Below are 18,713 nucleotides of genomic sequence, written 5' to 3' on the forward strand. Positions count from 1 at the left end.
CTATCGCCCCACCTCCTCGAGGACGGACGTTCGCGCGGCGACGGCAAGCGGGTACGGAACGGCGACCAGCCCCGACAGGAGCGCGACGGCGATCGCGTACGGGACGAACACCGGGTGAAACTGGGCGACCGTACCCGGTGCGACGGTCGCGCCGGCGACGGCATTGACGCCGACGATCCCCGCCATCCCGAGCCCGATGCCGACGATCGCCCCCACAAGCGTCGTGATCCCCGTCGACACCGCGACGACGGCGAGCCGGCTCCGGGCGGGGAAGCCGACCGACTCGAGGACGGCGAGCATCCGACGGTCCTCGTCGATGGTCATCCCCATCGTCGTCGCGACGAAGGACGCACAGATCGTCACGCCGACCAGCAACGCGATCACGCTCGTTGCGAACGCCAAGCCGTCCTGGAACAGCGCCGACGGGTCGGTGCCACTCACCGGTTCGACCGCCGCGATCGGGTACGCGTCGGTCGCAGCCGACTGTGCCGCCTGGGGGTTCCCCCAGACCACCAGTCGATCGGCGAGCTCGCCGTCGTCGGCCCCGGCGAGCGACTGGAGCTCGCTCAGGTGAACGAGCGCGATCGGTGCACCAGCTCCCCCGGTCCGCTCGTCCGTGATCGCCGTCACCGTCACCGAGGGTGCAGCGGCGCTCGTCCGCTCTTGTCCCCCCATCGAGACGGTGAGTTCGTCGCCCACGGACGCGTCGAGCTGGTCCGCTGCAGTGGGCGAGAGGACGATCTCCCTCGTCAGTCGCCCGTCGTACGAGCCGTTGGCGTAGTGGGGATCACCCGGCTCGAGGGCGGCCGTCGACAGCCCCGCGACGGTCCGTGGCTCGTCGTCGGGAACGACGCCGACGAGACGGACCGGTCGTGGATCGCCGTCCGACGACTCGAATCGGACCGTCTCGAGCAAGACCGGTGACGCGTGCTCGACGCCGCCCGCCGAACGGATCGTTTCGGCCCGTTCGTTGGTCGCCCCGAGCCGTGGCCCCTCGACCCCGTCGACGGACGACAGCGTCCCGCTCGCTTCGGGCGTCACGCGGACATCGGCGTCGTCCGTGCTCGCCACGCCGCCGTCGGCAAGCGCCAGCGCGATCCCAGTGACGACTACCAGCAACGCGATCGTCAACGCGACGGCGGCGATCGTCGATGCGATTCTGCCGACCGTCGTTCCCGTCGCCCGCTGCCACCACCTGCGTAGCGTCACCCCGACGATCCCGAACCATCGTGTTCGTCGCGGACCGGCCGCCCGTCCGCGCCCGTCGCGCTCATCGGACATCGTCCACCCGTCCATCGCACAGTGTGACGACCCGATCCGCGACCTCGAGCGTCGCCTGGTCGTGCGAGGCCACTAGCACCGCCCGGTCCCGTCCGACGTCGGTCAACAACTCGAGGACGTCCGCGCCGGTCGCCGTGTCGAGTTCGCCGGTCGGCTCGTCGGCGACGATCACGTCCGGGTCCGTCGACAGCGCCCGTGCGATCGCGACGCGCTGTCGCTCGCCGCCGCTGAGTTCGCCGGGCAGGTGGGTCGTGCGGTCACCGAGACCGACGGCCTCGAGCAGCGCCGTCGCGCGCTTGCGCCGGTCCCGGCGCGGGAGCCCCGACTGGACGAGCGGTAACGCGACGTTCGCGCGGGCGGACAGCGACGGGAGGAGATGGAACCGCTGGAACACGATCCCGATGTGGCGTCGCCGCAGCCGCGTTCGCTCCGCGTCCGACAGCCCGGCGAGATCGGTTCCCAGGAGTTCGACGCTCCCGTCCGACGGCACCAGCAACCCGGAAACGGCATGCAGCACCGTCGACTTCCCGCTCCCGCTTGGCCCCTCGAGTCCGACGATCGTTCCCGTCGATACCTCCAGGGAAACGTCGCGAAGCGCAGTCACCGTCCGATCGGCGCTCGAGCGGAACCGCCCGCCGGTGGCTCCGTACCGGTGGGTAACGCCCTCGAGTCGAACGGCGGTCGACGATTCGCGTTCGTCCGTTCGATCCGTCGCCGACGATCGCGAATCCGGAACTGAGTGGGTAAACATCCACAGCGGTCTCACTGCCAGCGGACGGTCCACCGACTCATTGTTTCGACCCCTTTACCCCTGTCAGACGACTGCTACACGTTTTGTATGGGGTCGTGTGGCCGGCGGGTCCGTGCCGAGAGACTCCTCACGGCGGCTGTCCGTCTCGTCGGCCGGCGGTCGGCTGCTCGCGCGTCGTCTGACAGAGTAGGTGTATGTTGTGCCCCCGTCGCCTACTGAAACGGGTCCGTACACGTCGACGTTCGGGAACGTTTACCGCCACCCTTCTCGATTCGAACAGGTCTCAGACGGTCGCCCCGCTTCGTTCGGCGCTGCGTCTTCCGAGCCCCGGTTCGCTCCGCTCACGAGGACGGGGGACGAGTCGATCTACAGTCGACTACGAATCGGCTTGAAGAGAAGTCCGCCCTCCCCGTATTGGGGCCCTCTATCGCCGATATTTTCCACTGGCCGTCTTGGTGATTACCGTTCATAGATCGAAGTACCTCCGTCGCTGCTCCGCTTTCTGTCGCTCGTTGCGCCTGTCGTAGTGCTTATCGAGAATCTCCTCGCTCGCGTTCAACCGCTCGGAGACGAGAGCCCGATCCTCATCGGCGAGTCGGTGGGCGGTCACTCGCCCACTCCGGACATCGTGGGGTGACCGAGACGACGGGCACTGACTCATCTTCGAGTAGTGGGTCGCCTCGCAAGCGTCGACATCTCGATCGTGCGGGCACGGTTCTCCCCGCCAGCACGGACGGGTCACGCGATAGAGCGTGTCCCGACACGCTGAGACGGATACACGCCCATGTCGCGTCGTAACGAGTGGTCGGCGTCCGTGTTCGTCGACGATCTCCTCGCGGGGACCGTCGATATAATCCTGTAGAATCTGGGCGACGTGAGAACTGATCCCGTTCCAGCGCTCGCCGTCTTTCTTGTTCTTCAGCGGCGTGTCGGTTTCCGGTCGGTGGACGAAGTGGATGGCCGGGCCGTCCGCTCGAGGTCGATCGCCCTCCAGGTCGAGATCACCGAGGTCGAGCGCACGCAACTCGCCGACACGGCAGCCGGTGTGCCAGAGGATGTGGACGATAACGTGTCGGCGGCTGGCGTACTCGTAGCGTTCCAACCAGTCGACGATCTCGATGGCGTGGTCCGGGTCGAGCGTCGACTCGCTCACGTCGTTCCCGTCGGTTCGCGGGAGCGGAACCTGATCGTAGAGGTCCTCGCGAACGGCGTCGATCTCCCCACAAAAGCGGAGAAACGCGCGCATCGTCGCCATGTCCCCGCGGAGGGTGATGTCCTTGAGTTCTTCATCCGAGTAGCCGCCTTCGCGACGCCAGACTCGATAGGCGTACATGTCCCGTCCGGACAGCTCGTTCAGGTTCGTGATGCCCTCCTCGTCGCACCACATGACGAACGCCCGCAGACGGTAGTCCTGCGCTTCCATCGTGTTCTCTGCGGCGTCGTCGCGTGCCTCGAGGTACAGGTCGACCGCCTCTTGTGGGGAGATCGGCTCGAGATTGTCACTCATCTCGATCACCACCGGACCAGTTCTCCGGACTGCCCCAACGGAATCGCGGGTGATCGTCCTCGAGCTGGTCGCGTTCGAACAGCCGATCCTGAATCCACGTCTGGAGCGCGGGCCCGGACCGATCATGCGGTGGGCCGTCCGGACAGTGGTGGTCGTCGACGCGTGCCGACAGGTCGTCGAGACAAGCGACCGTCTCGACGAGAACCGCGTTCTGATATCGCATTTCGGTCGCGATCGCCTCGAGGGCCTCGGTCTGTCGTTCCATCGCGTTGGCCTGGCGCTCGAGGATCTCGCGTTGCGCCTCGAGAGCGAGGAACTCGTCGCTCATCGACTCACCTCGAGTAGGTTAGCGTAGTTACAGTATCCGGTACTCTTACCGTGGTAGCGTGCCAGTTTGGTCATGGTCTCACTGATTTGGGACCGCGGACTCACCGTGCGCGCCACTGTGTAGGAGCTGGGGCGCGTGCGGGTGCTGTCCGTCGGTTGGTTGTACTGTCTCTCTCCGACTGTCTTAGTCGTCAGCGCGTAGTTTCCGATACTTCCGAAAAGAGTCAAATATCGTGATTGATTGGCTCTCGTGACTCTCGAGTTGGGGATCGGCGGCTTTCCGATACCAGTTCCGAAATCGGTACTCGGATCGGCAGTGGGCTGTGGGCCGCGGGCCGATCGATGCGGTCTATCGGGGGCTTTATCCCCCGTAGCGTCGTGCGATTGCATGCTTCCGTAGCCTGATTACGGAAGCCAGGCGGGCCGGTGCCCTAACACCGGGTCCGCGTTTCTCTCGAGGACCCGACCGGGCAGCGGCGGGTCCGTCTGGCCTCCGTTGCTCCGACCCAGACTCGGAGGGGACTTAATTCTATCTGACGTAGTCGTCATTCACAGATTACGAATACGGGATATTTTATATTCGACCGAACAGGTGATACAGGGTATGGCCGATTGTAAAATCGAATGTATCGGCGGGTGGACTGGATGAAAGCAGCAGATCAAGCAATCCTTCAGCTGCTGGGTCCACCAAAACCTCTCGAGTTAACACCGGGAAATATCGCCCGCAACACGGGACTAAGCCGTGGATATACCAGTAGCAGACTTAGTGTTCTTGTCGATAACGGACTCGTGGAAGTTGATGAACAGGAAGGATCACATCCTTTCTACAATTTGTCTGATCAGGGTCGTGCGTATCTCGAGGGAAAACTCAGTTTAGAAGATCTTGGACAAAATTCCGAAATCTAATTCTCAATCCCGATAATGTCCACCAATTAGAAGTATAGCTACTCTAAGAAGAGTGTATGAATCGAAGACGGGAAGTCCTTAGCGGCACGGTTGTTTTATCAATCTCCTCGATTGCAGGATGTCTTGACAGTCTCAGTAAGGACGATCCAGAAAACAGTAATAACCAGAATACTGAACCTAACAGTCCGAGTGCCCCCTCTACTTCCTCGTCTGATAACGACAACAGTGATTCTGATACAAACTCGAACAATAACGGCGAAACCAACGAGGACGGACAAGCAGAAAATAGTGGTATAGAGGACAGGCAAACAAGACAAGAAATTGCAGATATATACGATGATGGGATCCGTGACTTGAATTCCGGGGTAGATGATCGGAATTCTGGTGTTAGTGCCTATAACAATGAAAACTTCTCCGTAGCGTTATCCCATTATGAATCCGCTGAAGAGAGTTACAGATCGGCTCGGGACCATTTCACTGATGCAATTGATTTAACGTATGAAATTGAGCATAGTAATGCACGGGAAGAATGCGAAAAAGCGGCAGAATATGCTCTTCTATGGCGCGATGCTATGCAGGAATCACAGTTAGGAGTGGAAGCAGCACAAGCCGAAGAATTTGACCGAGCGAACGAGAGAGCGGATTCTGTAAGGGAATTGGAACGTGAAGCGAATCGGATAAATATTCAAACTGCAGATACGATAGCAACAATCCTCAACATCGATTAATTCATTATCGATACCGACTTTCAAGACTCGTCCGATATCGAAGCCCAATTACCGACGTATTCGCGATCGCCTGGATCGTCTCGGGATCGTACTCATCTCGAGCATCGTCGATGTTCTGTTCGGACTCAATCAGGTGAGTAAGTGCGGCGTCGATCACGACGGACATCGGAGGGTCATCGTACTCGTCTTCGGCGACGATCGCGCTCGCACGGTCGAGTTTCCGCTGCCGTTCGTCAGTGAGTTTCAGACTGGTTCGCTTGGTCATGGTTTAAGCGAGGGTATGCACGGGGGATCGATTCGCGTCGCTCGCGAGTGAGAGACTGGGTGATGCTTTATGAACGAGGGTCATGGCCCCGGCGTGATCACGGCGGGAGCCATCCGGATTGGCCCCGATTCTATGCACCTCCCGAGCCCATCGCCCACGGATAGGTGCATACATCGAGGTCGTCGTATACATTCGCGAGCAACCCCAGGGAGTCCGATTCGAAGACCCGGTTGCGGCGGTCTCGCTCACGCATCGATCCCCTCGACGAGCTCGAGGGTCCATTCACCGTCGTCGACGTGACGGATGTGAATATGGTGCTCTCCCTCGAGTCGGCCCTGGTCGTCGAGAAGTCCCTCGACGCGGATGTCGTCTTTCGGGAGCGTGATGCCGACTGAGTCTTGATCCAGCTGACGGAGTTTGTTCAACGCCATATTCGGCGGGCAACCCCCCATCTCATAAAGGTTGGTGACCATCCGGTTTCCCGAGGTTTTCCGGAGTATTTCGGACGGGGCAAGCGCACGCTCGGGCGTTGTACACATGGCAAGAGACGTTATCGACAAGATCGACTACGCGGCGCTGTGGGTCTACCCCACATTTGCATCGATGGTCTTCGGGGTCTGGTCGTGGAACCTCGAGGTCCTGGGAGGCTACAACTTCAACTCGGCATTCTACAGCGCCGGGGGTGTGAACTTCTCGGTTCCCCTGATCGGGGCGACCACATCCGTCCTGTGGATCCTCTGGACCAACGAGTTCGACGGCTCGAACTACTCGGACATGGAGAAATGGTCGATCGTCGGGACGCTCCTATTCCCAGTCGTCTTCGAGTTCGTCCCCGCGTTCAATCAGTTGCTCTCGAGCAACGACTGGTTCCTGATCGGCGGCACGGTCCTGGTCACGTTCGCAGCCGGCTGGATCTCCTACACGGAGTGATTCTATGACGGAATTAATCAAAATCGGCACCTCGATCGTGAATCGCATCGCGTCGGCAACCCTGACCATCGCGGGCGCGGCGATCGTCGCGATCGCGATCTACGAGCTGGCGATGGTCGCGCTCCTGGTCGCGACGGGGGGACTCTAAGATGGCGGCCCATCGGCCCATAGCCCACCGCGCGTTTGCGGTCATGCTCGCGGTGCTCCTGGTCGGCTCGGTCGTCGCGCCGATCGCGGTGACGGGGACGGTCGCGGCTCAGAACAGTGGCGACTCGATCGAGATCAACGAGGACTGCGGAGCGATGGCGAAGTTCGCTTTCCCACGGTCCTGCCATGCTGCCGAGGCGACTTTCGGAGATATTGATACCTCACAGGAGTCCTCGGCAATCGAGGTCGATACGCATACCTCGGCTGTTGGTGTCTATGAGGGGACTCAACAGTCCACCTCGGTCTATCAGAATTACCTCGAAGACACCGAGACACTGGCCTCGCTCGAGGCGCGGCACGCGATCGCGACGGCCTACGAGAATAACAAGACTGCAATCGAGGCGCAAGCGGCTGGGCAGCAAGCAATCAACGACTATTACGCTCACCACCAAATTCAGCTGGCCGAGCGGGCGAGCGCTGATTCTGCTGAATTAGCGTATCTGATGAACGTCACCCACCAAGATCCGGACATCTCAGATGAGTTCATCCATGCGTGGACTGCCAATCATGATGGATCGACATCTAGCGAGTCGTTCGCATTCACCGGTAACACGTCTACACAGACGATGACGCTGGTTAACGGCAGTGAATACCAGCATGAACAGCTCGAGATTGAAACATCGTGGTCAACATCCGGCGGCAGCACTGGCGGCGGGGTCTATAATGACAGTCTGTTCGACGACTACCACGCTGAAACGGACGATTTCAACGTCTCGGCAGGAGTTGATAACGACTGGAGTTGGCCGGGTGGTATCCAAGTGATGAACGCACCGGCTGCGTCGCTCGACTCGGCGACAGTCTACGATTACCGACTAACCGCGAAGCAGAGCCACCGGATCGAACAGCAAGCTCAGACCGTGCAAAACAACTACCCGAGTACGGTCGCAGAGGATCTCTACGCCGAGATGGACGCGGGGAACCTCTCGCCAAACGATGTCCGCGGAGCCGAGGGGATGGTGCGCTACATGTCTGGAAACGAAACCTCCGGCGATAGCCTCGAGTACGGACTTCGGAGCACGCTGGACTTGCCCCAGCCGGATGATGTCGAGTCCACGATGACGGTCCACTTCGACGGGAAGACGGATCGCCAGCGGAGCGTGAACAGTTCGACAGGTGCCGTCTCGTACGACTACACAACGGTCAATGAGACGTACACCGGGATGTTGTACGCTGGAGGGTTCCCGAACGGATCTGCCGAAACGGGAGTGAGTTACAATGTCTCTGACTTCGAGAAACAGCCGTCGATGGTCCTCAGTACTGGAGAGTCCGACACCACTGAGGAGGTCGTCTTCTGGGAAGGACAGTTCACCATCCAGAACATGACCGATTCGAACGGGAGCACGGTCGAGACGATGGAATACAGCGGCCCGTCCTATTCGACCTATGATGCAAGCGGATACATCGACGGACTCGAGGAAGCGAGCGACGAGCGTGAACAGATCGTCAGCAAGACCAGCGACGAGGATGACGGTCTGCTCGGCGGAGCCGGCGGCTGGCTCCCCGAGGATGGAAGCGGTGATATGTGGCTCGCGGCTGCATTCCTCATCGCGATTATCGCGATCGTTGCAGCGGCAGTGACCAACCTCGCCGGAGAACTGGGGCCCTAACCATGTCTCGTGTTGCGTTTTCAAAGACGCGGATAGTGCTGGCGTTCGCAGTCGTCGCGATTGCGGTGATGGGAATGGGCATGGGCGTTGGGCCTGTGAGCGCACAGGACGGGGAGAACCAGAGCGCTCCGGGCAACGAGAGCAACCAAACCGCCCTCGAGCAGATCGCGATCGACGATCAAACCCGAGTTGTCGAGTTCGATGTCGGCAACGGCGATGCTCAGATAGTGATCGAAAGCGAGGAACCCCAGCCGATGATCGTGAGCGACGCGCTCGCGGGGATCGAACAGGCCGGGGCGACGAAAGTCCCCGAGAAAGAATACCAACTGAGCGAGGGACGCAACGAGATCTCCCTGTCCGTCGCGTCGATCAACGGCGACTCTGCCGTTTCGGTCTCGACTCGCGGCGGCACCGTCCGACTCTCGAGCGGCATGTCGGGAAGCGACGATCCGTTTGAGTCGTTCGGTGGTGCGAGCGGACTGTTCACGGGCGTACTCATGACGGTCGGACTCGCCGCGCTTGCTGCGTTCTATGTGGTGAAAACCGAATCGAAGGGGGTTGAAAAAGCATGAGTGAGAACCTGAGCACGACGTTCGGCAGTTGGAAAGACCGACTCACGTACATCGTTGCAGAGGCACAGTTGCTCGTGATCGGGATCGCGATCTCGGTCGGCATCCTGTTGCTGTTGGTCCGTCCGTCGGTCCCTGGTGTGCCCCCGATCGCTGTCGGGATCGCAGTCGCGTTGATGCTACTCGGGCCGCCGCTGTTCGGACTGTTCGCGGTCGGAGCCGAGAAGCTACGCAACCGGCACAGAGAGACCGTGTACCACATCAACGGCGTGACCGACACCCGCGAAAAGTACTACGTCGCGCCGGAACTGTGGGAACAGAAGACCGTCGACGGACCGAGCCCGTACGTCGTCAACGACGGCGATGCGTACGAAGTCCGTGAGTTCGAACACCTCGAGGACATGGACGAACTCCGGGTGACCGGCTGTTACATGAGTCAGATGGCCGATTCGAAACTCGTCACGTCGAAAGCCATGCTCGAGGACGTACATGGCGACCTCGTTGACGCGTTCCTTGAGTTGAATCGACTCCGTGGACGTATCTCCAAAATGGGGCTTGAGATTCAGAGCGACGTAATCAATCAGGAGGCAGAGGCCGACGAGCGCGGGCTAATGAATCCAAAAACGACGGTCAAGGATCGCTTCGACGCGGCGAAATCCGATGTCGAGGACAAGGCTCGCAAGGACATCGAGGACATCGACGGCTACGAAGACGAGTACATCCGCATGCACGGCGAGCACGCGCCGCGACCCCGTCCGAACCGACTGTACGATACCGTCGACGGGATCGATTCGCCGACTCGAGCGGACGGTGGTCACGATGAGTGACGAGCAGGATAACTACACGGTCGGCGGCTTTCGCGAGTACCAGGGCAACAACCTCAAGCGCGATCCCGACGAGGTGCTCCCCCATTCCGGATTCGTGAGAGACGAGCAAATCGACCGCCAGATGGCTATGCGGGCGATTCATCACGACCCAGACCGCTGGGAGGGGAAGGCCGCCGCGGACTATCTGAGCGTCGGCAAGAACCGAGACATCCTGCAAGCAGAGGGAAGCGCGACGGCCCGCCAAGCGCTCGACAACGGCGACACGCTGACGCTGAAACACTACATCGGCGATCCGAGCCAAGAGGCCGACCTCTCCGGTATCAAAGCGATTTCGCGACTCCGGCAGATCGTCGCCGGACCCGCGCCGGTGATCGTGATCCTCGGCGAAATGGGAGCTGGCAAAACGAACCTCGCGTGTCTCGTCACGCAGTTGCGTGACCGCTGGGTCGACGGCGATCTCCGCGTCGCGAGTAACATCCGAACGCTGGATCGCAATGACGACTGGACTCGCGACGACGGCTCTGTCGAGGACGGCTGGATTCCGAACTACCCGCTCCTCGAGGAATGGGTCGGCCAGGACGGCGACCCGGTCACGAATCCCCAACAGCCGAAACTGTTCATCGGCGACGAGTTCAGTACGAACGGGAGCGGTACCGGAAAAGACGGCCAGAAGGTCCGGAAGTTGATGGGGCCGCTCGTGTTCAAGATCCGCAAATACAACGGCGCGCTCGTCTATATCGGTCACGACGAGAGTTCAATCCATCCGCTCCTGTGGCGTGTCGGCACGATCCTCAAGAAGCCCGACCGGAACAACAAGGGGAAGGCCCTCATCGCCGAGCGGATCGCTGGCGGCAAACTGAAAGACGTCGATCCGCGTCCGCTCCAGGGCATCCCTCCGGCGGACTTCGAGCCCCACACGAACGACGAAGCGGACTGGTCCTGGTCCGCTTCCTCGAGCGACGACGGCGGGCCGGAAATCGCCGAAAGCGAGGTCAAAAGAGTCGCTGCCTGGACGATGGAAACCTGCAGACAACAGGGAATGTCGGCGCGCGAAACCGCCGAGTACGTTCCCTACAGCCACGCTACCGTCTCGAACTGGTGGAACGACATCGACGAGGGCGGCGAAAAGGCCGACTGGGTTAACACGGTCGAACAGGTGATCGCATGAGAGCGTCGGGGTGGAAACCTGTAAACCGGAATCGACCCCCGTTTAGGGGGATCGCAGGCCCAACGCCCAGCGCTCACTCACCCCCAATTACTCACAATCTTCGCCCATCGCTCGCGATCGCGGCGAGACACCAGCGGAGAAGTATATATATCGGCGCGCGATGCGCGTGGTCCGCGTGAATCGATCCCAGCGGGCCAACCACTTCGGGACGATCTGCGAAAAGCGCATGGCGCGGAAGCGCCGCTTCGATCTCGAGCGCTCGAGCTGGCACGATGCGAGATTCGGGAACGGAACGCCGGTCGAAATCAAGAGTACGATGCTCGAGCACAGTGATGGGCAGCCGGGGAACTGGAAGGTCTATCGCCAGTATCACGAGAAACTCCGGCGGCACGACGGCTGGTACTGTTTCGTCGTCTATCGACCCCACGGACAAAGCGGCTGTACGATCCTCAATGACAAGATGGTCCGCTCGAGCGATCTGCCTCTATTTCGGTGGCACGGCGGTGGCGATCACCGCGGGACCGAGCAAGCGAAGATCTCGATCGACTCCATTTTCTGAATATGTTATAAGGAGAGAATGAGTGTTTCGACGACTGGTTCTCCGCTCATTAGGAGGATGACATTGTTGCTTGCACAGACGGCATACACGAGAACAGCACCGACAGCGAACAGTGCATCGTATGGTTTCGGGAGATAGTGCCCGATCATAACGACCGCAACGGCGTAGATACTTCCTGCAAGAACGACACCGGGCAGTCCGATTAGATTATAGAAGTGGGTCGTGATCGGATTGAGTTCGGTGGCGTACGGAACGAGAAAGAGGAATACTGTAGCGACGAGATCAACCAACCAGAACAAACCGAACGAGAGACGTATTGGTGGGCTTGCCGGACGGTTCAACGCTATCCCGCGGGTTACTGCTGGTTGCATACCTCTATCGGAACCACGGCACTCCAAGTTTTTAGGCATACCGAAACAAGAGGTTTCAGTGCTTAACTCTCTATAATATCGGTGAATTACTGATACGGCTGACCCCCGTCGACGGGTTACATTTTTCCTTTTGGTGTTACTGAGATAGAAGTGTCAACATCGAAGCGAACTGCGCGAGTACTCAGCGTCTCGGCGATCTCCCGGCGCTGCTCACGGGAGAGGTCGTCGCGCTCGAGGACGGCCCGAGCTGCGGAGACGAGTGAGTCAATATCTTCGCAAGCGAACGCGACCGCGTTGCTCCGATTACAGTCGTAGAATCGGGCGGCTTTCTGAATCGCATCGAATCGCCATTCGTTCCCGTCGTCGGTCCGGATCCGAACGGAACCGGGTATCTCGTCGTGAGACATGGTCGTGAACACAACCCGCTATTTCTAGTTTTTTCGGTTCACTCGAGCCGGTTCAGTTTATAAAAAGAGGTCAGAGCCCGACGTGATCGACGTGGGGACCAGGTGGATCGCGGCGGCAGCCCACGTCATATGAACACGGCCGGTACTCGGTTCGTGTTCATATTGGGGAAATTGATCTTCGCGGCATGCAACCCCGAGAAGGGGAGAAGAATGGGAGAGAAAATGATATTGAAGATTTATTGTACCTTCTTCTCGTCTATAATCATAGTCTCATTAATCATGGGAGAGAACGCCGATAATTCGGACCCCAATGTAGGGGTTAGCAGAGATGTTCTGCTTAAAATGCTTGGTATCGTATTCGGAATAGTAATAGTGATCTCCGCATTTATATTTTTAATTACTAAAAATACAAGATTAAATGTATATCAGGTAAGCAATATTATCGCTGCCTATGGAACAATATTATTATCAGCAATATTGGCATATCTGTATTCGCAGATGTGGGAAACGCAAGAGCAAAGAACAAATATTCAGGAAAATCAAGAAGATATCCTTGAGGAACAAACTGAAATACAAGAAAAGCAGCAGGAAATGTTAGAGACAGAAAAATCTGCCATGTTAGACTTGTCTATCTGTAGTTCAGAAAACGATCGATGCTTTATTGAAATATCGAACCATGGCAATGGAGCCATCAAACAAACTATGCTCCGAACCCGCGTTCAGCCACAAAGTGACCAATTCCAGGGGGATTGGAAGGCTACGGAGTTGAAAAGATATGATAATGGAATAACTGGTGCTACAGTGATCGGTGGTAATGAAACTAATATACGTATGGCATGTGATCTAGAATTTTCAGTTTCTGACGGCTCCAACACGTTTTCGGACGTGTTTTCAGGAATTACAAGTTATCTCTCAAGGGAGGGAGTGAATGATATTCGACTTGAAATAGATCTTGTTTCTGTTGATGAGTATAATAATATGAGGGAATTATCCATATTAGAGGAAGATATTAGTGTTCATAATAACATGGGATTTGAGGAGGTAGATGCTTGGAAGATTAATTAGGGAGAACGCCTATGAGGGAAATATGGGCGAATATGATACGATGCAAGTCTGTTTGAACGGTCATCAAATAACAGACAGATATTATAGATCACCAGAACATCGGCAAGAGTATTGTGAAAAATGCGGTGCAGAAACGATAATCAAGTGCCAAGAATGCGGAGAAGAAATAAGAGGCTATTATCGGGTAGAAGGAGTTATCGCACCATCCAGCACAGATGTGCCAGATTTCTGCCACGCATGTGGGGAGCCCTACCCGTGGAATGAATAACTTAAACATTTTATTTAGTCTTATTTAAACATCTACTACCCCTGTTTCGTGTGGATCAACTGGAGATCCTGCAGAGGTGGGGGTGGGGCGCTGTAATTTTTTAGCGCTGTCGCCTTGGCGACACCCGCCAAGGGGGCTTTCGCGCGAAGCGCGAAACGACCCCGCCGGCGTTGCGGTGCGATCGCGGTGCCGACCCCCGCCCTCGAGGGACGAACTACAATCAGATTTGCATAGGAAACGGTGGTAGTCAACCTAAGTTGCAGAAAACAGCGATACCGAGAGTGTTGCCACTATCCGGGTCGATTCAGCGATCGGCGACCGCACCGACGAATCCGGTTTCAGTCCCGCCGCCGGGAGTCTTCCAGGTCAGCTCAACGCCGCGGAGCGTGGTCGGATCGTTCCCCGACTTCGACCACTTCTCGAGGGCTTCACTGGCGATCGTGGCGACGTTCTCGAAGCTATCGTACTTCAACCGCGAAAGGATCGTATCGATCCGCATCTGTCGGGGTTCGCCGTTCTCGTCGAACTCGAGGTCGGCACCGTTCTTCGCGAGCCACTCCTGGAAGGGCGAGGACTCGGCGACGTGATCGGCCAAGCCCATGATGTGTTGCATCCGATCGGCGTAGCTCTCGATCGCGTACTCGGCGGACTCGACGAGCGCACGCAGTTCCTCGCGATACTTCCGGGCTCGGAACGACACGTCGCCCTGGTCGAGCTCGAGGATCTCGCCAAGGTCATTGATCGCTCGGTAGATCGTCGCGGGGTGCTTCCCCAACTGGTCGGCGAGGTCGTCGACCGTCGCGCCACCGTCGGTCGCGATCGTCTCCGAAACGTCGCGGGCGGTCTCGCCCATATCTCGCAGCGTCGTCATCAACAGGTGGTCCGACTTCGCCTCGAGGCGCGGGGTGGGATCTTCGTACAGTTCGACCAGGTCGTCTCGAGCGACGGCGTCGAAGTGATCGTCGGCGACGTAGACACCGCTGCCGTCGGGTCCGAGCGGAATGTCTTCCCAGTGCAGCGCGTTCAACAGCGTCTCCTCGATTTGCTCGGTCACTTCGTGCCGATCGGCCCACGCCCATGCCTCGCCGTCGTTCATCGACTTGTTCACCAAGACTTCCACCTTCGGATGGTACGACGGGTGATCCTTCGACACCGCGTCGGGGTCGGCAAGCTGGTAGATCTCGAATTTCCGCCCGTAGGTGTGGCCGGGTAGCAGTTCACTGGCCGACGTGGGATTCAAGAACAGCCGGTTCTGGTGGTTGACGACTTCCTCGTTGTCGATATGGAGTTCCGCTTTCACTCCCTCGAGGTCGGAGAGATAGTGCGCGACCTTCTGTAAGACACCGGCCGACGAGAGCTTCTCAGCCCATTCACGGCGAATCCGAACGTACCGCTCGTACGCCCACATTCGACTCGCCGAATGCGGGGTCGTTCTGAAATACTCCGAGTGAATGCGCTCGCCGGCGTGTTCGAAGATCGCCGTGAAGAACTCCGGGAGCAACTCGAGACCGCGGTCGGGTTCGATGTTGCTGGTGTGGAACTCGACGTCAACCCCATCGACTTCGCCGACCTGATTCTCCCAGGGGAGTTGCAACCGCTCGCCACTCTCCCAGTGACGCATGTTCGGGAACCGTGGCGAGATATTGTACGACGCTTTCCGCTCGCCACGACCGCGTCCTTTGATGTCCCACTCGTACAGGCGTTCGGCGTTGATCCCGTCAGACAACCGGGGCGCGAACCCCGATTTGCTGTAGCTGACCTCAAGGTGCCAGGGCTCGCCGTCGATCTCGGTGTCGATCTCGAGGTAGCCCTCGAAGGGCGGGCCGAGCATGACCGACGACAGCGCGTCATACGGACCGCGGCCCCAGTCGGGCCACTTCCATCGGCCCTCGATCTCGTGGGGTGTCGTCTCGACCTGGGACACCGCTACTCACCTCGCTTGCGCTCCCGTTCTCGCTCGCTCTCGAGCAAGCCGGTGAGCACTGCGACGGGATTCCACCACGTCGCACCCTGGCAGGGATAGCAGACATGCTTGAACGACGTACAGTCGCTCGCCTCGAGCGTCGTGGGGTCGGTGTCGGGATCGTGGTCCATCGCCTCGAGAGTCGCGCGCTTGACGCGGGTCCGCCCACAGCCCACGCAGACAGCGTCGACAGGTACGCCGAACTGACCCGCTGCCGAACTCGCTAACTCCGCCTCGAGGTCCCGATCGTCGGATTCGGTGTCGACGCTCACCGCGAATCACCGACCGTTACCGACGGATCAACACCAGCCGGGTCGATCACGTGCGACCACGCGAGTTTCGCGACCTCCTGTTCCGATCGCGAGCCGCCGACCTCGTACCACCGGCCGGATAGCAGCTCGTCGACGAGCGTCGCCGGCACGATCGCGCGGGCCACCTGGGGCAGCCCCGGCCGCGGCAGATACACGACGAACAGGTACATCCCCGCTGCCTCGAGCAGTTGCTCGTGAGCCGCTCGCTTGACGTAGAACCGACCGCGAGTCGACCGACTGCCGTTACTCGTCTCTATCTGGCAGCCTTTGATCTCGACGGGAACGTCCGGTTCAACGAGGACGATCCCGTAGAACGGCAGCGAGTGACTCGCCTCGAGGACAGTGGTGGTCCGCGCATCGTGCCAGGTGGCAGTGTGATCGCTGACGTACTCGAGTTCGTCGACAGTCTGGACGATCTCGCCCTCGAGGGCGTCGCCGCTGGCCTTCGGGCTCTCGAGTTCCGACGCTCGAGAACTCATAACGGACCCTCCCGCGCGTCGCGAACCGCGCGCGTACACTCCGGGCAGAGACGACGAAGTGCGTCGACGCGATCACCGCACCGCTCACACTCGTCGGATTCGACGAGTCGGCTCACCGCGAACCACCGTCCGTTCGGTCAACGCCTGATTGAAGTGCATGGCGACTGACTTCGAGAACAGGCGTAGTTTTTTCCCAACATTTACGAGGCCTAATTAGAGAACGCTCACTATGTCCTCCGAGACGGATTCCAAAATAGGGAAGACAGCCTTTGAAATAATTGCCGTTTTCACGATTATTGGGGTCATTGGCGTCTCCGCGACGAACGAGGGAGGAACCTTCGTGACATGGTTCTGGATGGGGATCGGATTGGCCGCAATATATCTCCTTTATAGACTGGTCAGTATTGCTGAACGAATTCTCGATACCACTTAATCGTTCAAGCCCAATCGGGGACCGAATATCATCGGCCCGCATTTCCCGATCCTTGAGGGTGCGACGAACGTCCTCGTCAGTCGCTTGGTGGGCCGGATGGGCGATGGGCGTCCGATTCTCGACATCGTATAGCCGACTCGCCCGGACGAACTCGTTACGCATCGGCCTCACCTCCGTGACGGCCGGGCGATGTCTCCGGATCCGGAACAGACACGTCAATGCCAGCTGCAGAGCCGCGGCTCAGTCGCGCGTACGTATCGCAGTCACCACACCGATGAGCGCGATCGTCGTCGTCACCGAAAACGCGACGGAACCTATCCGTGACGTGGGCACCACAGTGCTCGCACGTCGAGTGATCGACCGACGGCCACGGTGCGACCGTCACGCCGACCACCCCATCGATCGACTACAAAATTCGCCCGCAGGCGTCCACCCGGCACTTGAAACAAGCTGCACTCCGGATTTTCGTCCCGAGAGACCGAATGGAAAACAGCCAGTATCGAACCTCTCCGGGATGAAAACACCGCTATCGGGTTCGACTACACTTCGACAAGAATCCGAGTCCGCCCTCCCCGATTTGAACGGGGGGCAAGTCGATCTACAGTCGACTGCTCTACCAGTCTGAGCTAAGGGCGGGCAGGCACTTCTACGTAGTCCGCGAGGTGCACATAAGGGTTATTATTCGACGCCAGCTCAGGTCACTGATCGTGAACGGAAGAATGATTGATATAGGAGGCGTGATAACACGGGAGTAACTGGCCCATGAGCAAGATCACGTTCCGCGCCGACGACGACCTCGTCGAGGAACTCGAGGGGCTCGAGACCTCCAAGAGCGAAGCGATGCGCGAGGCACTGCGTGCGTATCTCGAGGGCGAGGATGGGGCGGCAGTCGGCGGCGAGCGGTCGGAACGTGACGGGGAGGGGGCGATCGAGGAACTGGTTCGCGAACTGGTCGACGAGCGACTCGCGACGCGACTCCGGGAGCTTGGAATCGAGCAGCCGAACTCGCGCGCACACGAATCGAGGTCCGCCGAGCCCCGAGATGTCTCCGTCTCGATCTCGCTCGAGGGGGCGACCGTCCGGTCCGACGAAGGGATCCGTGTCGACGACGAGCGGACGGGTGAGACGCCGCCCGCCGACGGACAGCAGCCTGGTCGAGCCCACCAGCGGAGTCAGACACAGGGGTCGAGGGACGCCCGAGCCGACGAGGAGACCGTCCAGTGTACCCAGTGTGGTGATCATCTCGAGGGCGATCACGTCTACTGTCCCAACTGCGGCGAGAAGGCCTCGCGGCGACTGTTCTGTGACTGTGGCGACGAGATCCGGTCGGATTGGTCGTTCTGTCCCGGCTGCGGTCGTCGGACGCCCGCGGCCGACGTCCTCGAGTCGGACACTGGTCACTACTGACTGGTGTAAGACGACGAAAGTCACGTCTGACGAAAGTTTTATTATCAATGCCGGACATCCCCTTATTCGCGTAAGACGGATTGTCTTACAACCGTCGGAATAAAAGCAAACCGCTCGATGTCGGGCGGTTCCGTCGTAAGACACGCCGCGTCTGACAGGGGCGCGCCACCGTCTTACCCAACGGGGAATACAACCATGGAGCGTGTGACACTGCGAATCCCGAAACAGCAGATCGAAGAAGTAGAGCAACTGGTCGATTCGGGCGAGTTTCCGAACCGGAGCGAGGCGATCCGGTCGGCCGTCCGCGAAATGATCAACGAGCAACAGGACGGGCCCAGCGAACAGTCCGGCAAACGCAACTGGGCGAAGGTGTAACG

The 18,713-nt window shown here is 59.2% G+C and carries 26 protein-coding genes and 1 tRNA gene; 14 read left to right on the forward strand and 13 right to left on the reverse strand.

Annotated elements, in window-relative coordinates; all coding sequences use genetic code 11:
* The 4 genes from J0X27_RS12760 to J0X27_RS12775 all read right to left on the reverse strand — a co-directional run bounded on the left by J0X27_RS12760 (position 1) and on the right by J0X27_RS12775 (position 3,867).
* Positions 1-1,281, reverse strand: a complete 1,281-nt coding sequence (locus tag J0X27_RS12760) for an ABC transporter permease (protein ID WP_207269558.1) — start codon at positions 1,279-1,281, stop codon at positions 1-3.
* On the reverse strand, positions 1,271-2,032 hold the full coding sequence (locus tag J0X27_RS12765; RefSeq protein WP_207269559.1) for an ABC transporter ATP-binding protein: 762 nt from the start codon (positions 2,030-2,032) through the stop codon (positions 1,271-1,273). The genes J0X27_RS12760 and J0X27_RS12765 overlap by 11 nt, the downstream gene beginning before the upstream one ends.
* A gap of 466 nt (positions 2,033-2,498) precedes the next feature.
* Positions 2,499-3,539, reverse strand: a complete 1,041-nt coding sequence (locus tag J0X27_RS12770; protein ID WP_207269560.1) for a tyrosine-type recombinase/integrase — start codon at positions 3,537-3,539, stop codon at positions 2,499-2,501.
* The gene (locus J0X27_RS12775; protein ID WP_207269561.1) at positions 3,532-3,867 is read right to left on the reverse strand and encodes a hypothetical protein; all 336 of its coding nucleotides are present in this window, start codon (positions 3,865-3,867) and stop codon (positions 3,532-3,534) included. Before J0X27_RS12775 ends, J0X27_RS12770 begins: the two co-directional genes overlap by 8 nt.
* 644 nt (positions 3,868-4,511) lie before the next feature.
* Here J0X27_RS12775 and J0X27_RS18240 point away from each other — a divergent pair.
* Both J0X27_RS18240 and J0X27_RS12785 read left to right on the forward strand, forming a co-directional pair.
* Positions 4,512-4,772 carry a winged helix-turn-helix domain-containing protein gene (locus J0X27_RS18240; protein ID WP_207269562.1) on the forward strand — a complete coding sequence of 87 codons (261 nt, stop codon included), beginning with the start codon at positions 4,512-4,514 and terminating at the stop codon, positions 4,770-4,772.
* Between the two features lie 56 nt (positions 4,773-4,828).
* Complete coding sequence (locus J0X27_RS12785; protein WP_207269563.1) at positions 4,829-5,500, forward strand: hypothetical protein; 672 nt, start codon at positions 4,829-4,831, stop codon at positions 5,498-5,500.
* Between the two features lie 4 nt (positions 5,501-5,504).
* Here the strand turns inward: J0X27_RS12785 and J0X27_RS12790 are convergent, their stop codons facing one another.
* Together J0X27_RS12790 and J0X27_RS12795 are read right to left on the reverse strand one after the other, a co-directional pair.
* The gene (locus tag J0X27_RS12790) at positions 5,505-5,765 is read right to left on the reverse strand and encodes a DUF7386 family protein (protein WP_207269564.1); all 261 of its coding nucleotides are present in this window, start codon (positions 5,763-5,765) and stop codon (positions 5,505-5,507) included.
* Positions 5,766-6,010: 245 nt separating this feature from the next.
* Positions 6,011-6,196, reverse strand: a complete 186-nt coding sequence (locus J0X27_RS12795; RefSeq protein ID WP_207269565.1) for a DUF8053 family protein — start codon at positions 6,194-6,196, stop codon at positions 6,011-6,013.
* A gap of 106 nt (positions 6,197-6,302) precedes the next feature.
* On the opposite strand from J0X27_RS12795, the gene J0X27_RS12800 reads away from it, so the two are divergent.
* The 7 genes from J0X27_RS12800 (at position 6,303) to J0X27_RS12830 (ending at position 11,632) form a co-directional block, all read left to right on the forward strand.
* Entirely contained in the window at positions 6,303-6,695 is a 393-nt protein-coding gene (locus J0X27_RS12800; RefSeq protein ID WP_207269566.1) for a DUF8023 family protein, read from the forward strand.
* Between the two features lie 4 nt (positions 6,696-6,699).
* Positions 6,700-6,843, forward strand: a complete 144-nt coding sequence (locus tag J0X27_RS12805; RefSeq protein ID WP_207269567.1) for a hypothetical protein — start codon at positions 6,700-6,702, stop codon at positions 6,841-6,843.
* A gap of 1 nt (position 6,844) precedes the next feature.
* Positions 6,845-8,509 carry an Env/VP5 family phage fusion protein gene (locus J0X27_RS12810; protein ID WP_207269568.1) on the forward strand — a complete coding sequence of 555 codons (1,665 nt, stop codon included), beginning with the start codon at positions 6,845-6,847 and terminating at the stop codon, positions 8,507-8,509.
* A gap of 95 nt (positions 8,510-8,604) precedes the next feature.
* Positions 8,605-9,081, forward strand: a complete 477-nt coding sequence (locus J0X27_RS12815; RefSeq protein WP_207269569.1) for a DUF8063 family protein — start codon at positions 8,605-8,607, stop codon at positions 9,079-9,081.
* Positions 9,078-9,905, forward strand: coding sequence for a hypothetical protein (locus J0X27_RS12820; protein WP_207269570.1), 828 nt, complete (start codon positions 9,078-9,080; stop codon positions 9,903-9,905). The genes J0X27_RS12815 and J0X27_RS12820 overlap by 4 nt, the downstream gene beginning before the upstream one ends.
* Positions 9,898-11,073, forward strand: a complete 1,176-nt coding sequence (locus J0X27_RS12825; RefSeq protein ID WP_207269571.1) for a hypothetical protein — start codon at positions 9,898-9,900, stop codon at positions 11,071-11,073. Before J0X27_RS12820 ends, J0X27_RS12825 begins: the two co-directional genes overlap by 8 nt.
* 175 nt (positions 11,074-11,248) lie before the next feature.
* Positions 11,249-11,632 carry a PD-(D/E)XK family putative nuclease gene (locus J0X27_RS12830; protein ID WP_207269572.1) on the forward strand — a complete coding sequence of 128 codons (384 nt, stop codon included), beginning with the start codon at positions 11,249-11,251 and terminating at the stop codon, positions 11,630-11,632.
* 5 nt (positions 11,633-11,637) lie between these two features.
* Here the strand turns inward: J0X27_RS12830 and J0X27_RS12835 are convergent, their stop codons facing one another.
* Both J0X27_RS12835 and J0X27_RS17955 read right to left on the reverse strand, forming a co-directional pair.
* Positions 11,638-12,003 carry a hypothetical protein gene (locus J0X27_RS12835; protein WP_207269573.1) on the reverse strand — a complete coding sequence of 122 codons (366 nt, stop codon included), beginning with the start codon at positions 12,001-12,003 and terminating at the stop codon, positions 11,638-11,640.
* A 116-nt stretch (positions 12,004-12,119) separates the two neighbouring features.
* Positions 12,120-12,410 carry a DUF7692 domain-containing protein gene (locus tag J0X27_RS17955; protein ID WP_224214577.1) on the reverse strand — a complete coding sequence of 97 codons (291 nt, stop codon included), beginning with the start codon at positions 12,408-12,410 and terminating at the stop codon, positions 12,120-12,122.
* A 279-nt stretch (positions 12,411-12,689) separates the two neighbouring features.
* Here J0X27_RS17955 and J0X27_RS12840 point away from each other — a divergent pair, with 279 nt between their 5' ends.
* Positions 12,690-13,475: a hypothetical protein gene (locus J0X27_RS12840; RefSeq protein ID WP_207269574.1), complete on the forward strand. Its 786-nt coding sequence runs from the start codon at positions 12,690-12,692 to the stop codon at positions 13,473-13,475.
* A complete protein-coding gene (locus tag J0X27_RS12845; RefSeq protein WP_207269575.1) occupies positions 13,456-13,743 on the forward strand; it encodes a DUF2321 domain-containing protein in 288 nt (95 codons plus the stop codon). The genes J0X27_RS12840 and J0X27_RS12845 overlap by 20 nt, the downstream gene beginning before the upstream one ends.
* Before the next feature lie 304 nt (positions 13,744-14,047).
* Here J0X27_RS12845 and J0X27_RS12850 read toward each other — a convergent pair whose 3' ends face one another.
* Genes J0X27_RS12850 through J0X27_RS12860 form a run of 3 tightly spaced genes read right to left on the reverse strand, consistent with a single transcriptional unit; the run spans position 14,048 to position 16,496 of the window.
* Positions 14,048-15,667 carry a DUF7845 domain-containing protein gene (locus tag J0X27_RS12850; RefSeq protein WP_207269576.1) on the reverse strand — a complete coding sequence of 540 codons (1,620 nt, stop codon included), beginning with the start codon at positions 15,665-15,667 and terminating at the stop codon, positions 14,048-14,050.
* Positions 15,668-15,669: 2 nt separating this feature from the next.
* Entirely contained in the window at positions 15,670-15,978 is a 309-nt protein-coding gene (locus J0X27_RS12855; RefSeq protein WP_207269577.1) for a hypothetical protein, read from the reverse strand.
* Positions 15,975-16,496 (reverse strand): PD-(D/E)XK family putative nuclease, encoded by a 522-nt coding sequence (locus J0X27_RS12860; RefSeq protein WP_207269578.1) that lies wholly within the window; start codon positions 16,494-16,496, stop codon positions 15,975-15,977. Before J0X27_RS12860 ends, J0X27_RS12855 begins: the two co-directional genes overlap by 4 nt.
* Positions 16,497-16,725: 229 nt before the next feature.
* On the opposite strand from J0X27_RS12860, the gene J0X27_RS12865 reads away from it, so the two are divergent.
* The gene (locus tag J0X27_RS12865; protein ID WP_207269579.1) at positions 16,726-16,929 is read left to right on the forward strand and encodes an Mn2+/Fe2+ transporter; all 204 of its coding nucleotides are present in this window, start codon (positions 16,726-16,728) and stop codon (positions 16,927-16,929) included.
* A 154-nt stretch (positions 16,930-17,083) separates the two neighbouring features.
* On the opposite strand, the gene J0X27_RS17960 is transcribed toward J0X27_RS12865, so the two are convergent.
* Both J0X27_RS17960 and J0X27_RS12870 read right to left on the reverse strand, forming a co-directional pair.
* On the reverse strand, positions 17,084-17,323 hold the full coding sequence (locus J0X27_RS17960; protein ID WP_224214576.1) for a DUF7563 family protein: 240 nt from the start codon (positions 17,321-17,323) through the stop codon (positions 17,084-17,086).
* Positions 17,324-17,491: 168 nt separating this feature from the next.
* Positions 17,492-17,565 (reverse strand) — tRNA-Tyr (locus J0X27_RS12870).
* A gap of 126 nt (positions 17,566-17,691) precedes the next feature.
* Here J0X27_RS12870 and J0X27_RS12875 point away from each other — a divergent pair.
* Both J0X27_RS12875 and J0X27_RS12880 read left to right on the forward strand, forming a co-directional pair.
* Positions 17,692-18,336 (forward strand): double zinc ribbon domain-containing protein, encoded by a 645-nt coding sequence (locus J0X27_RS12875; protein ID WP_207269580.1) that lies wholly within the window; start codon positions 17,692-17,694, stop codon positions 18,334-18,336.
* 195 nt (positions 18,337-18,531) lie between these two features.
* On the forward strand, positions 18,532-18,711 hold the full coding sequence (locus J0X27_RS12880; protein ID WP_006185704.1) for a ribbon-helix-helix domain-containing protein: 180 nt from the start codon (positions 18,532-18,534) through the stop codon (positions 18,709-18,711).
* Positions 18,712-18,713 lie beyond the last annotated feature (2 nt).

Origin of the sequence: Natrinema longum (assembly GCF_017352095.1) — an archaeon.
Lineage (GTDB): Archaea > Halobacteriota > Halobacteria > Halobacteriales > Natrialbaceae > Natrinema > Natrinema longum.

Bases quoted from the DNA above. Each gene is read 5' to 3' on its own strand.
- J0X27_RS12875 (WP_207269580.1), top strand. From the start codon at position 17,692: ATGAGCAAGATCACGTTCCGCGCCGACGACGACCTCGTCGAGGAACTC.
- J0X27_RS12775 (WP_207269561.1), bottom strand. From the start codon at position 3,867: ATGAGCGACGAGTTCCTCGCTCTCGAGGCGCAACGCGAGATCCTCGAG.
- J0X27_RS12865 (WP_207269579.1), top strand. From the start codon at position 16,726: ATGTCCTCCGAGACGGATTCCAAAATAGGGAAGACAGCCTTTGAAATA.
- J0X27_RS12860 (WP_207269578.1), bottom strand. From the start codon at position 16,496: ATGAGTTCTCGAGCGTCGGAACTCGAGAGCCCGAAGGCCAGCGGCGAC.
- J0X27_RS12835 (WP_207269573.1), bottom strand. From the start codon at position 12,003: ATGCAACCAGCAGTAACCCGCGGGATAGCGTTGAACCGTCCGGCAAGC.
- J0X27_RS12765 (WP_207269559.1), bottom strand. From the start codon at position 2,032: ATGTTTACCCACTCAGTTCCGGATTCGCGATCGTCGGCGACGGATCGA.
- J0X27_RS12770 (WP_207269560.1), bottom strand. From the start codon at position 3,539: ATGAGTGACAATCTCGAGCCGATCTCCCCACAAGAGGCGGTCGACCTG.
- J0X27_RS12800 (WP_207269566.1), top strand. From the start codon at position 6,303: ATGGCAAGAGACGTTATCGACAAGATCGACTACGCGGCGCTGTGGGTC.
- J0X27_RS12845 (WP_207269575.1), top strand. From the start codon at position 13,456: ATGCTTGGAAGATTAATTAGGGAGAACGCCTATGAGGGAAATATGGGC.
- J0X27_RS12795 (WP_207269565.1), bottom strand. From the start codon at position 6,196: ATGGCGTTGAACAAACTCCGTCAGCTGGATCAAGACTCAGTCGGCATC.
- J0X27_RS17955 (WP_224214577.1), bottom strand. From the start codon at position 12,410: ATGTCTCACGACGAGATACCCGGTTCCGTTCGGATCCGGACCGACGAC.
- J0X27_RS12825 (WP_207269571.1), top strand. From the start codon at position 9,898: ATGAGTGACGAGCAGGATAACTACACGGTCGGCGGCTTTCGCGAGTAC.
- J0X27_RS12840 (WP_207269574.1), top strand. From the start codon at position 12,690: ATGGGAGAGAACGCCGATAATTCGGACCCCAATGTAGGGGTTAGCAGA.
- J0X27_RS12785 (WP_207269563.1), top strand. From the start codon at position 4,829: ATGAATCGAAGACGGGAAGTCCTTAGCGGCACGGTTGTTTTATCAATC.
- J0X27_RS12790 (WP_207269564.1), bottom strand. From the start codon at position 5,765: ATGACCAAGCGAACCAGTCTGAAACTCACTGACGAACGGCAGCGGAAA.
- J0X27_RS12810 (WP_207269568.1), top strand. From the start codon at position 6,845: ATGGCGGCCCATCGGCCCATAGCCCACCGCGCGTTTGCGGTCATGCTC.
- J0X27_RS18240 (WP_207269562.1), top strand. From the start codon at position 4,512: ATGAAAGCAGCAGATCAAGCAATCCTTCAGCTGCTGGGTCCACCAAAA.
- J0X27_RS12820 (WP_207269570.1), top strand. From the start codon at position 9,078: ATGAGTGAGAACCTGAGCACGACGTTCGGCAGTTGGAAAGACCGACTC.
- J0X27_RS12805 (WP_207269567.1), top strand. From the start codon at position 6,700: ATGACGGAATTAATCAAAATCGGCACCTCGATCGTGAATCGCATCGCG.
- J0X27_RS12880 (WP_006185704.1), top strand. From the start codon at position 18,532: ATGGAGCGTGTGACACTGCGAATCCCGAAACAGCAGATCGAAGAAGTA.
- J0X27_RS12760 (WP_207269558.1), bottom strand. From the start codon at position 1,281: ATGTCCGATGAGCGCGACGGGCGCGGACGGGCGGCCGGTCCGCGACGA.